This is a genomic window from Micromonospora sp. CNZ296 (genome assembly GCF_007827635.1).
Genome location: NZ_VISW01000010.1, coordinates 78,460 through 90,030, shown reverse-complemented (window position 1 = coordinate 90,030; position 11,571 = coordinate 78,460). Strand labels below are relative to the sequence as shown.

Here is an 11,571-nt window from a genome sequence, read left to right as displayed (position 1 = left end):
GCCACGTACCCCCTGGAGGCTGGCAGATGAGCGGCGGGCTCTACCGCAGCGCGAACGCGCACGGCGGCGGCCTGCCGCCGGACGACGGCGCCACCTTCATCTCGGCCGAGCCCCTGAACCAGCCCGGCGTCGAGGCCGTCGCACCGCCGCAGGAGGTGGTCGCCGAGACCAGCGCCGCGGCGAACAGCGCGGTGATGGCGATCGGCAGCCTGGTGAGCCGGGGTACGGGGTTCATCCGCAACCTGATGATCGGCGCCGCGCTCGGCACGATGGTCGGCGACGCGTTCACCACCGCCCAGTTCCTGCCCAACCAGGTGTACGAGTTCCTGCTCGGCGGCGTGCTGACGAGCGTCCTGGTGCCGGTGCTGGTGCGCCGCCGCAAGATCGACGCGGACCGGGGCGAGGCGTACGCGCAGCGCCTGCTGACGCTCGCGGTATTGGCGCTCGCCGCGACCGCGCTGATCGCGGTGCTGCTGGCCCCGGTGCTGACCGCCGTGTACGCGGCCGGCGGCGACGATCCGGCGTACACCACGCTCGTCACCCGGCTGTCGTACCTGATGCTGCCGATGCTGTTCTTCACCGGCATCAGCGCGCTGATCGCCGCGGTGCTGAACACCAGGGGGCACTTCGCCGCCCCGATGTGGGCGCCGATCCTCAACAACCTCGTGTCGATCGGCACGTTCGGCCTGTACATCGTCGTCTTCGGCGCGACCGGCCTCCGGCCCGACGAGGTGGGCTGGGACCGGATCCTGCTGGTCGGCGGCGGCACGCTGCTGGGCGTGGCGGTGCAGGCGATCGGCCTGCTGCCCGCGCTGCGCAAGGTCGGCTTCCGGTGGAAGGCGCGGTTCGACTTCCGCGAGCTGGGGCTGCGCGAGCTGGCCCGGCTCGGCGCCTGGATGTTCTGCTACGTCGCGGTCAACCAGCTCGGCCTCTTCGTGGTGGTCAACCTGCTCAACCGGGCCAGCGGCGGGGACGGCGAGAACGCCGGCCTGCTGATCTACAACAACGTCTTCCTGCTGCTGATGATGGCGCACGGCATCATCGCGGTCTCGATCATCACGGCGCTGATGCCCCGGATGAGCGCGGCGGCGGCCGAGAACCGGTTCCACGACGTCACCGCCGACCTGTCCCGCGGCACCCGGATGGTCACCGCGGTGCTCGCGCCCATCGCGGTCTGCTACGCGGTGCTGGCCGCCCCGATCTCGGTGGTGGTCTTCCGGTACGGCGCGTTCACCGGCGACAACGCGGTGGCCACCTCGACGGTGCTGCTCGTGGCGGCGCTGGGCCTGGTGCCGTTCGCGGTGAGCCAGCTCTTCACCTTCGCGTTCTACGCGTTGCCGGACACCCGTACCCCGGCTCTGATCAACATCCCGGTGGTGGCGCTGCGCGTCCTGCTCCAGGTGGGCCTGTTCCTGCTCTTCTCGAACACGTTCGCGGCCGCCGGGATGATGCTCGGCAACGCCGTGTCGTACCTGGCGGCGGCGATCATCTCGGCGATGCTGCTGCGGCCCCGGGTGGGCCGGATCGGACTGGGCGGGATCATGCGGACGCTCGGCCGGGTGGTCGTGGCGGCGCTCGGCGCGGCGCTCGTCGGCGTGCTCGTGGTGGCTGTGCTCCCCGGCGACCCGGCGAGCCTGAGCTGGCTCGCCGCGGCGGTCCAGTTGGTGATTGGCGGCGCGGCGATCGGCGCGACCTATCTCGGGCTCGCCATGGTGCTGCGGATCGGCGAGATCACCGAGGTGGTCGGGATGGTCCGGCGGCGCCTCGGGCGTTGACCCCCTCGGTGACCGACGGTGAACGAGGATCACCAGGCTGGGGATACGGCTGTGGATAACTTGGAATTCCGCCGTCCAATGGGCCTCTCGGCCTGTGGACAACCAACCGTACGGACGAGGGAGCGCAGGCCGGGGCGGGGAAAACCTCCCCGTCTCCGCACCGGTACGCCCCTGTGCCGCCTCGTTGCCGCCAACCTTTAGATTGACGGTGCGTGTCCGGCTCGCCCGCCGGGTGGGCGGGCGACCCGGCCGGGGCCCGTGGCGACTGGCCTTCCGGCCGGTCACAGCGGGAAGATGACATGTCGGAGAACCGGGCATCCCGGGTAAGGTCGCTCTCGACGGGTACGACCGGGATCGGCGCGGGTGTCGAGACCGCCGGCCGTTCCACCGAAGGCAGAGCGGGAAGCCACATGCCCAGCAGCACGGGTCCATCGATCGACGCGATCACCGAGGGAGGACGGGTGACCCAGGTCGGCGAGGGTCAGGAAGCGGAGGAGACCTCTCCTGCGGTCGTGACCTTCGGTGCTCCCACTGTCGGTGAGCTGCTCGCGGAGCGGTACGAACTGGTCGAGCACATCAACAACGACAGCGCGGGCCGGCTGGTCTGGCGCGGTGTCGACGTGGTGCTCCGCCGTCCCGTCGCCGTGGTCCTCCGCTACCCGGGTGGCGACTCCGCCACCGAGATGCTTCAGGCCGCGGTCGCCGCGAGCCGCGTCATCCACCCCAACCTGGTCGGCGTCTACGACGCGATCGACGAGGACGACCGGGCCTACGTGGTCCGCGAGTGGGTCGACGGGCAGTCGCTGCGCGAGCTGGTCGCCGCCGACGGGCCGCTGGACCCGGCCCGGGCCACCGCGATCGGCAACGCCGTCGCGAGCGCCCTCGCCGCCGTGCACGCCACCGGCATGGTGCACGGCAACCTCCACCCCGGCACCGTCATGATCAGCGACGACGGCCGCGTGGTGCTCGCCGACGCGCGTACCGACGGCGCGGACAGCCAGGAGAACGACCTGCGCGCGGTCGGCGGGGTGCTCTACTTCGCCCTGACCGGGCACTGGCCGCACGGCGAGGCCCCGCTGCACGGCGCCACCGCCGGGCACGGCCGCGCCGCCCTGCCGGACGCCGTCCGGGACGCCGGCGGCGCCATCGCCGCGCCACGGCAGATGCGCGCCGGTGTGCCGGCCTACCTCGACGACCTCACCATGGACCTGCTCGACGCGGAGATCCCTCCGCCGTCGTCGGACGTGCTGGCCGCCGAGCTGAGCCGGCTCGACATCCCCGCCGACGAGCAGTTCCTGGAGCAGGCCGGTCCGCTGCGTTTCACCGCCGAGCCCGGCGAGGAACCCTCACCGCTGGCCGCGGCCGGCGGTCGCAAGGTCGCCATCGGCATCGCCGGTCTGCTGGCGGTCGCCCTGGTCGGGCTGCTCATCGGCATCAACGCGCTCGGTGGTGGCGACGACGGCGACAAGGAGCCGGTCGCCCAGCCGTCGAACAGCGCGCCGGCCACCGGGGGCGGCGCCGAGCCCGCCGCGCAGGTCCGCAAGCTCACCATCCAGGACGTACGGATCATCGACCCGGACGGCGACCGCGCCGAGGTGCGCAACGCCGAGAAGGTGATCGACGGGAACGACGACGAGGGCTGGGAGACCAACAGCTACCGCAACAACGGCAAGTTCGGCGGCCTCAAGAAGGGCATGGGTGTCTGGATCGACCTGGGCGCCCCGCACACGGTCAAGCAGCTGGAGGCGACGCTCTCGGCCACCGGTGCCACCGTGGAGCTGCGTACCGGCGCCCGCGGCGACTTCCCGTCCAGCTCCTCCGGCGACAAGCAGCTCGTCAACGCCTACTCGACGCTGATCGGGCCGGCGAACGAGGACGGCGGCACCAAGATGATCTTCAACGCCTTCGAGCCGGACCAGAAGTACCAGTACCTGCTGTTCTGGATCACCAAGCTGCCGGCGAAGGACAGCGGCAACAGCTGGAAGCTCGGCGTCCAGGAGATCGTGGTCCAGGGCTCGTGACCCGGCCGCCGTCCCCGCCGCGCCACCTCCGCCGGATGTGGTGATGGCGGAACGCGACGGCGCGCAGCCCGGCCGCTCCGACCTGGAGCTGCTCCGGGCACACGCGGCAGGCGACCGGGACGCCTTCACCGAGCTGTTCCGACGGCACCGGGACCGCCTCTGGGCGGTCGCGCTGCGGACGATCGGCGACCGCGAGGAGGCCGCCGACGCCCTCCAGGACGCCATGCTGTCGGCGCACCGTGCCGCGGCCCGGTTCCGGGGCGACTCGGCGGTCACCACCTGGCTGCACCGCATCGTGGTGAACGCCTGCCTGGACCGGATCCGGCGGCGGCAGACCCACGCCACCGTCCCGCTGCCCGACGGCGTGCACACCGACGGCGAACCGGGCCGGCACACCGGCGGTCCGGAACCGGCCGCGCCGGCCCACGATCACGACACCGCGCTCGTGGTCCGGCAGGCGCTCGCGGCACTGCCCGCCGAACAGCGGGCCGCGCTGGTCCTGGTCGACGTGCAGGGCTACCCGGTGGCCGAGGTCGCCGCCATGCTCGGGGTCGCCGAGGGCACGGTCAAAAGCCGGTGCGCCCGCGGCCGGGCCCGCCTCGCCGTGCTGCTCGGGCACCTGCGTACCGGCACCGACGCACCGGCCGCCGACGTGCCGCGGCTCACCTCCGGGAACCGCAGACGCCCCGAGGGCGTCGGATCCTCGTCGGGAGCGTCCCGTCAGGCCGTCAGCCAGGAGGAGCCGTGACTTCCCGGGAGTTCAGCGAGGTCGACCACGACCTGCTCGCCGACTACCTCGGCGGGGCGCTGGACGGCACCCCCGAGCAGGCGACAGTGGCACGGCTGGTCGAGCAGGACCCGACGTGGCGTGCCGCGTACGAGAATCTCGCCGACGCGATCGACCTGGTCGGCGCCGACCTGGCCGGCTGGGCCGCGGCCCCCGCGCCGGAGATGCCGCAGGCGGTGGCCGACCGGATCACCGCGGCGCTCGCCGGCGCCGGCCCCGCGCTGCGCGACGGTACGCCGCTCGTGCCGGCGCAGTCCGGCGGCGCGAGCCGGCCACCCGGCACGGCACCCCGTCCCGACCGGCACAGCGGCCCCGGTCGTCGTCCCCGGCGCTGGGCCCGCATCGCCGGGCCGGTGGCCCTGGCCGCGGCCTCGGTCGCCGCGGTGGGGCTCGGTGTCGGCCGGATGGCCGACCCGGGCGACAGCGGTACGGCCGACCAGGCGGCCCGGGAGGCGGCGCCGATGGCCGCCGCGCCGTACCGGACCACCGGACCGGCAGTGCGCAGCGGCACCGACTGGACGCCGGAACGCCTCGCCGGCGCCCGGGCGCCCGCCGGAGCGAAGTCGATCCCCGGAGACATGGCCGGTCCGTCCGGCGCGGCGAAGGACGGCGCGGAGACGCCCCTGTCCATGGACAGTCAGCGCCTCAGCGGCCTCGGCGGGCTGGACCGGCTGACCCGCCCGGAGAACCTCGCCGCGTGCCTCACCGCGATCGGGGTCGAGCACGGTTCCGGGCCGCTCACCGTGAACATGGTCGACTACGCCCGGTTCCAGGGCGCACCGGCGCTCGTGGTGACGTTCGCGGACGCGGGCGGCGCCCGCTGGGGCTGGGTGAGCGGGCCGGAGTGCGGAGTACCCGGGTCCGGCGCGGACACGCGGTTCCGGACGCGGGTAGGGTGAAAACGCGGTCACGACGCTTGTCCCGCCACGTGACCTGACCCACCGGATGACCGGCTCGGGAATCCCCGCTTCGTACGATGACGTTCTGCAAGTCAGGCGCCGGCGCCCCTGAGCCGTCGGCACTCGGGATCGACATCGGTGCGACCGGTGACGAACACACACATCGGGAGACGGCAGTGGACGAGGTCCGCAACCTGATCATCATCGGCTCCGGTCCGGCCGGCTACACGGCGGCGGTCTACGCCGCCCGCGCCAACCTGAAGCCCCTGGTGATCGAGGGCGTGCAGTCGGGTGGCGCGCTGATGACCACCACCGAGGTGGAGAACTTCCCCGGCTTCGCGGACGGCATCCTCGGCCCCGAGCTGATGGACAACATGCGCAAGCAGGCCGAGCGCTTCGGCGCCGAGTTCCTCACCGACGACGTGACGCGGGTCGAGCTGAAGGACACCGGCGAGATCGGCTCCGACGCGGTGAGCACCGTGTGGGTGGGCGAGACCGCGTACCGCGCGCACGCCGTCATCCTCTCCACCGGTTCGGCCTGGCGTCCGCTGGGTGTGCCGGGTGAGCAGGAATACCTCGGCCACGGTGTGTCGTCCTGCGCCACCTGTGACGGCTTCTTCTTCCGCAACCAGCACATCGTGGTGGTCGGCGGCGGCGACTCGGCGATGGAGGAGGCGAGCTTCCTCACCCGCTTCGCCGAGTCGGTGACGATCATCCACCGCCGCGACTCGTTCCGCGCCAGCAAGATCATGGCGGACCGGGCGCTGGGCAACGAGAAGATCAAGGTCGAGTGGAACTCCGTGGTCGAGGAGATCCTCGGCGACGACGGCAAGGTCAACGGCGTACGGGTGCGCAACGTGCACACCGGCGAGAGCAAGGTGCTCGACGTCACGGGCGTGTTCGTGGCGATCGGGCACGACCCGCGCAGCGAGCTGTTCCGCGGTCAGGTCGAGATGGACGACGAGGGGTACGTGAAGGTGCAGGCCCCCAGCACCCGTACCAGCGTGCCCGGTGTGTTCGCGGCGGGCGACGTCGTCGACCACACCTACCGGCAGGCCATCACGGCGGCCGGCACCGGCTGCGCCGCCGCGCTGGACGCCGAGCGGTTCATCGCCACCATTCAGGGCTGAGAGTTCCACGAGCAAGGTTCGGAGGAGGAGAGTTCATAGTGGGAGCAACCAAGGCGGTCACGGACGCCAGCTTCGTCAGTGACGTGCTGCAGTCCGACAAGCCGGTTCTGGTCGACTTCTGGGCGGAGTGGTGCGGCCCCTGCCGCAAGGTCTCGCCGCTGCTGGAGGAGATCGCGGGCGAGATGAAGGACCAGGTCACCATCGTCAAGCTCAACATCGACGAGAACCCGGAGACGGCCCGCGCCTACCGGGTGATGTCGGTGCCGACGCTGACCATCTTCAAGAACGGCCAGCCCGTGCAGTCGATCGCCGGCGCCAAGCCGAAGGGCGAGCTGGTCAAGCTCATCGAGTCGGCGCTCTGAGCCGTACCGGCACCGCCGCAACCCCCGTCACCACGCCCGGTGGCGGGGGTTGCGGCTTTCCTGACCTGCATGAACACGAACCCGCCGGGTATCGCCCACGGTACGCTCCGTAAGCATCCGTCGGAGTTCCGGTCCGCCAACGTCCGTGCAGAGGGGGTCGTCGTGCGTCCGATCCGACCCGGTGACCAGGGACCGGCGGTGGCCGAGATCCGTACCGTCCTCGCCGGCCTGGAACTTCTTCCCGCCGAGGCCGGAGGAGACGACTACGACGCACAGACCGAACGCGCGGTACGGGCCTTCCAGCAGTCCCGCGGCCTCAGCGTCGACGGGCGGGTGGGCGCCGAGACCTGGCGGGCGCTCGACGCGGCCCGCTGGCGGTTCGGGGCCCGCGCGCTCTACCACGCCGTACCCGAGCCGCTGACCGGCGAGGACGTCCGCTCGCTCCAGGAACGCCTGCTGGAGATGGGGTACGACGTGGGCCGCGCCGACGCCATCTACGGCATCCGCACCTCCCGCGCGGTGGCGCAGTTCCAGCGGGAGATGGGCCTGAAACCGGACGGCTCGTGCGGGCCGCACACCGTCAACGCGCTGCGCCGCCTCGGCCGCAAGGTGGTCGGCGGGCGCCCGCAGTGGCTGCGCGAGTCCGACGCCATCCGGCAGGCCGGGCCGACGCTCATCGGGCGGACCGTGGTGATCGACCCGGGGCACGGGGGCACCGACCCGGGCGTGGTGGTGCCCGACGGCACGCTGCGCTGGAGCGAGGCGGACCTCGTGCACGACCTCGCCAGCCGGCTGGAAGGGCGGCTCGCCGCCGCCGGCGTACGGGTGCAGCTCACCCGGGGTCCGTCGCCCGGCGACTGCCTGCCGGACGCGGACCGGGCCCAGCTCGCCAACTCCCTCGGCGCCGACGTGTTCATCTCCCTGCACACCGACGGGCACGCCAACCCGGAGGCCGAGGGTGTGGCCACCTACCACTACGGCACCGACAACGGCGTCACGTCGGCGACAGGCGAGCGCCTGGCCGGGCTCGTGCAGCGGGAGATCGTGGCCCGCACCGGGCTGCGCGACTGCCGTACCCACGCCAAGGCATGGGAGCTGCTCCGGCTCACCCGGATGCCCGCGGTACGCGTCGAGGTCGGCTACCTCACCTCACCGGACGACCGGGCGCGGCTCGTCGACCCGCGCTTCCGGGACCGGGTGGTCGAGGCCATCGTGGCCGGCGTGCAGCGGATGTACCTGCCGATCGAGCGGGACGTGCCGACCGGCTCGATCGACGTGAGCGAACTGCGGGCGATCGTGGCCGCCGGCACCGTCGTCGACTGACCCGCGGCTCAGCTCGTCGAGCGGGTGGCGGGTGCCGGGCGGACCGGCCGCAGCAGCGTCTCCGGGCTCATCGAGCCGAGCAGCTTCTCCAGCGCGTACTCGACGTCCGACTTCCAGCTCAGCGCCGTCCGCAACTCCAGCCGCAGGCGGGGGTAGCGCGGGTGCGGCCGGACCGTCTTGAAGCCCACCGAGAGGAAGAAGTCGGCGGGTGCCACGCACGCGCGGGCCGGGTCGTCCGCGTCGTCGCCGAACTTGGCGTCGCCGAACGCCTCGATCGCCTTGATGCCGCGCTTGGTCAGGTCGCGGGCCACGCCCTGCACCAGCATCCGGCCCAGGCCGCCGTCGGCGAAGGCGGGCACCACGTGCGCCGTCATCAGCAGAGCCGCGTCCGCCGAGACAGGTGAGGTGGGAAACGCCATCGAGCGCGGGACGTACGCCGGTGGGGCGTACATGACGAAACCGGCCGGCATGCCGTCGACGTAGACGAGCTTGCCGCAGGAACCCCACTCCAGCAGCGTCTGGGAGACCCACGCCTCCTTCTCCAGGCCCGGGTCGCCTGCCGCGCAGGCCCGCTCGGCGGAGACCGGATCCAGCTCCCAGTAGACGCAGCTCCGGCAGGATCGAGGCAGGTCCTCCAGCGTGTCCAGGGTCAGGCTGACCAGACGTCGCGACATGAGCGCACCCCACCACTAGGCTCGGAGCGCCGGTGAGTCCCGCGCCCTCCTGCTCCCGACGAGCGATCGTACGCCCCCCTCCGGCGGTACGGGAGTGAACGCGCGAGCCCTCGCCCGGACGGCCGACGGCGGGTCCGGGATGTGGACGTGTCCACACGGCCGGTGCCGCGACCGTCACCGGGGACTACGATCGACCAACCGGCCCCCGCCGCCAATGGATGTCGGCATCGCGGGTACCACACCGGGCGGCAGCCCCGCCGACACCCGATCGAGGTGATGTCCATGACCGGCACGACGCTCGACGACTACACCGACCGGTACGCCCGGCGCGTCCGCGGAATGACCGCCTCGGAGATCCGGGCACTCTTCGCGGTGGCCAGCCGGCCGGAGGTCGTCTCGCTCGCCGGTGGGGCCCCCTACATCGCGGCGCTGCCGCTCGACGCGGTCGGCGAGATGCTCGGCCGGCTCGGCTCCGAGCACGGCGCCACCACCCTCCAGTACGGCATCGGCCAGGGCACCCCGGAGCTGCGCGAGCGGATCTGCGAGGTGATGTCCCTGTCCGGAATCGACGCCTCCTGCGGCGCCTCACCGGAGGACGTGGTGGTCACGGTCGGCGGCCAGCAGGCCCTCGACCTGGTCGCTCGTCTCTTCCTGGATCCGGGTGACGTGGTGCTCGCCGAGGGCCCGACGTACGTCGGCGCGCTCGGGGTGTTCCAGGCCGCCCAGGCCCAGGTGGCCCACGTGCCGATGGACGACGAGGGGCTCATCCCGGAGGCGCTGGAGACGGCCATCGCCGACCTGGCCCGAGCAGGCCGGCGGGTGAAGTTCCTCTACACCATCCCCACCTACCAGAACCCCGCCGGTGTGACGCTGAGCGAGGAGCGGCGCGAACGGGTGCTCGACATCTGCGAGCGCGCAGGGCTGCTCGTGGTGGAGGACGACCCGTACGGTCAGCTCGGTTTCGAGGGTGAGGCGCCCAGGCCCCTGCGGGCCCGGCGGCGCGACGGGGTCTTCTACCTGAGCACGTTCTCCAAGACGTTCGCGCCGGGCCTGCGGGTGGGCTGGATCCTGGCCCCGCACGCGGTCCGCGACAAGCTGGTCATCGCCAGCGAGGCGCAGATCCTCTGCCCGAGCGCCTACGCGCAGTCGGCCGTCTCGACGTACCTCGGCACCATGCCCTGGCGGCAGCAGCTCAAGGTCTACCGCGAGGTCTACCGCGAGCGCCGGGACGCGTTGCTCGACGCGATGGCCGACCTGATGCCGGAGGGCACCACCTGGACCACACCGCGGGGCGGCCTGTTCGTCTGGGCGACGCTGCCCGACGGGCTCGACTCCAAGGCGATGATGCCGCGCGCCGTGGCCGCCCGCGTCGCGTACGTGCCGGGGACCGGCTTCTACGCCGACGGCACCGGCACCGGGAACATGCGGCTCAACTTCTCCTTCCCGACGCCGGAGCGGATCCGCGAAGGCGTCCGCCGGCTCGCCGGGGTGATGGAGCAGGAGATCGCCATGCGCAAGGTCTTCGGCGCGGTCGGCGGCGCCGGACCCCGCCGTCGCCAGGGCGGCTCGGACGCGCCCGGTCCCGACTTGGCATGATGCCCGCATGTCCGACAGCCCCGCCGCACCGCCTCCCGTGACCGGATCCACCGCCGACGAGCTGCACGTGCTCGTACTCGCGGGCGGCCTCTCCTACGAGCGGGACGTCTCACTTCGGTCGGGCCGCCGGGTGCTCGACGCGCTGCGTGCCGTCGGCGTCGACGCGGAACTGCGCGACGCCGACGTGGCGTTGCTGCCCGCCCTGACCGCCGACCCGCCGGACGCCGTGGTGATCGCCCTGCACGGCGCCACCGGCGAGGACGGCTCGCTGCGCGGCGTACTCGACCTCTGGGACGTGCCCTACGTCGGCTGCGACGCCCGGTCGTCCCGCCTCGCCTGGGACAAGCCGTCCGCCAAGGCGGTGCTGCGCGAGGCGGGTATCCCCACACCCGACTGGGTGGCGCTGCCGCACGACCGTTTCTCCGAGTTGGGCGCGGTGGCCGTCCTGGACCGGATCGTCGACCGCCTCGGGCTGCCGCTGATGGTCAAGCCCGCGCAGGGCGGTTCCGGACTGGGCGCCGCCGTGGTCCGGGAGGCGGCGTCGCTGCCGGCCGCGATGGTGGGTTGTTTCGCGTACGACCAGACCGCGCTCGTGGAGCGCTACGTCCCCGGGATGGACGTGGCGGTCTCCGTGCTCGACCTCGGCAAGGGCCCGCAGGCCCTGCCCCCGGTCGAGATCGTGCCGCGCAACGGCGTCTACGACTACGCGGCCCGCTACACCGCCGGCCGTACCACCTGGCACGCGCCGGCCCGGCTCGACGCCGCGACGACCGCCCGGGTGACCGAGGTGGCGCTCGCCGCGCACACCGCGCTCGGGCTGCGCGACGTGTCCCGCGTCGACCTGATCGTCGACGCCGGAGGCGACCCGCACGTGCTGGAGGTCAACGTCTCACCGGGCATGACCGAGACGTCGCTCCTCCCGCTGGCGATCCAGGCCGCCGGGCTGGACTTCGGCCGGGTCCTCGGCACGCTCGTGACCCGGGCCGCCGCACGGCGTCGCTGAC

10 protein-coding genes are annotated in these 11,571 nt (G+C 72.7%); 9 read left to right on the top strand and 1 reads right to left on the bottom strand.

What is annotated here, in order from left to right:
• The first annotated feature begins 26 nt into the window (after window positions 1–26).
• The 7 genes from murJ (at window position 27) to FB455_RS17920 (ending at window position 8,297) form a co-directional block, all read left to right on the top strand.
• Window positions 27–1,775: a murein biosynthesis integral membrane protein MurJ gene (gene murJ / locus FB455_RS17950; protein WP_013289370.1), complete on the top strand. Its 1,749-nt coding sequence runs from the start codon at window positions 27–29 to the stop codon at window positions 1,773–1,775.
• Window positions 1,776–2,185: 410 nt separating this feature from the next.
• Window positions 2,186–3,796 carry a protein kinase family protein gene (locus FB455_RS17945; protein WP_030269537.1) on the top strand — a complete coding sequence of 537 codons (1,611 nt, stop codon included), beginning with the start codon at window positions 2,186–2,188 and terminating at the stop codon, window positions 3,794–3,796.
• 43 nt (window positions 3,797–3,839) lie between these two features.
• Entirely contained in the window at window positions 3,840–4,544 is a 705-nt protein-coding gene (sigM, locus tag FB455_RS17940) for an RNA polymerase sigma factor SigM (RefSeq protein WP_030269539.1), read from the top strand.
• The gene (locus tag FB455_RS17935) at window positions 4,541–5,482 is read left to right on the top strand and encodes a hypothetical protein (protein WP_091330521.1); all 942 of its coding nucleotides are present in this window, start codon (window positions 4,541–4,543) and stop codon (window positions 5,480–5,482) included. The genes sigM and FB455_RS17935 overlap by 4 nt, the downstream gene beginning before the upstream one ends.
• A gap of 176 nt (window positions 5,483–5,658) precedes the next feature.
• Window positions 5,659–6,612, top strand: a complete 954-nt coding sequence (gene trxB, locus FB455_RS17930; protein ID WP_041784681.1) for a thioredoxin-disulfide reductase — start codon at window positions 5,659–5,661, stop codon at window positions 6,610–6,612.
• A 38-nt stretch (window positions 6,613–6,650) separates the two neighbouring features.
• Complete coding sequence (gene trxA, locus FB455_RS17925) at window positions 6,651–6,974, top strand: thioredoxin (RefSeq protein WP_013289375.1); 324 nt, start codon at window positions 6,651–6,653, stop codon at window positions 6,972–6,974.
• A 162-nt stretch (window positions 6,975–7,136) separates the two neighbouring features.
• Window positions 7,137–8,297 carry an N-acetylmuramoyl-L-alanine amidase gene (locus FB455_RS17920; protein WP_013477529.1) on the top strand — a complete coding sequence of 387 codons (1,161 nt, stop codon included), beginning with the start codon at window positions 7,137–7,139 and terminating at the stop codon, window positions 8,295–8,297.
• A gap of 8 nt (window positions 8,298–8,305) precedes the next feature.
• Here the strand turns inward: FB455_RS17920 and FB455_RS17915 are convergent, their stop codons facing one another.
• Window positions 8,306–8,971 carry a GNAT family N-acetyltransferase gene (locus FB455_RS17915; protein ID WP_013289377.1) on the bottom strand — a complete coding sequence of 222 codons (666 nt, stop codon included), beginning with the start codon at window positions 8,969–8,971 and terminating at the stop codon, window positions 8,306–8,308.
• A gap of 282 nt (window positions 8,972–9,253) precedes the next feature.
• Between FB455_RS17915 and FB455_RS17910 the strand changes: the two genes are divergently transcribed.
• Together FB455_RS17910 and FB455_RS17905 are read left to right on the top strand one after the other, a co-directional pair.
• Window positions 9,254–10,567, top strand: a complete 1,314-nt coding sequence (locus FB455_RS17910; RefSeq protein WP_013477530.1) for an aminotransferase-like domain-containing protein — start codon at window positions 9,254–9,256, stop codon at window positions 10,565–10,567.
• A gap of 7 nt (window positions 10,568–10,574) precedes the next feature.
• On the top strand, window positions 10,575–11,570 hold the full coding sequence (locus FB455_RS17905) for a D-alanine--D-alanine ligase family protein (protein WP_013289379.1): 996 nt from the start codon (window positions 10,575–10,577) through the stop codon (window positions 11,568–11,570).
• Window position 11,571 lies beyond the last annotated feature (1 nt).

What these genes read in the sequence shown, in the direction of transcription:
- FB455_RS17910 (WP_013477530.1), top strand. Translation starts at nt 9,254, where the DNA reads ATGACCGGCACGACGCTCGACGACTACACCGACCGGTACGCCCGGCGC.
- sigM (WP_030269539.1), top strand. Translation starts at nt 3,840, where the DNA reads ATGGCGGAACGCGACGGCGCGCAGCCCGGCCGCTCCGACCTGGAGCTG.
- FB455_RS17945 (WP_030269537.1), top strand. Translation starts at nt 2,186, where the DNA reads ATGCCCAGCAGCACGGGTCCATCGATCGACGCGATCACCGAGGGAGGA.
- FB455_RS17905 (WP_013289379.1), top strand. Translation starts at nt 10,575, where the DNA reads ATGTCCGACAGCCCCGCCGCACCGCCTCCCGTGACCGGATCCACCGCC.
- murJ (WP_013289370.1), top strand. Translation starts at nt 27, where the DNA reads ATGAGCGGCGGGCTCTACCGCAGCGCGAACGCGCACGGCGGCGGCCTG.
- FB455_RS17915 (WP_013289377.1), bottom strand. Translation starts at nt 8,971, where the DNA reads ATGTCGCGACGTCTGGTCAGCCTGACCCTGGACACGCTGGAGGACCTG.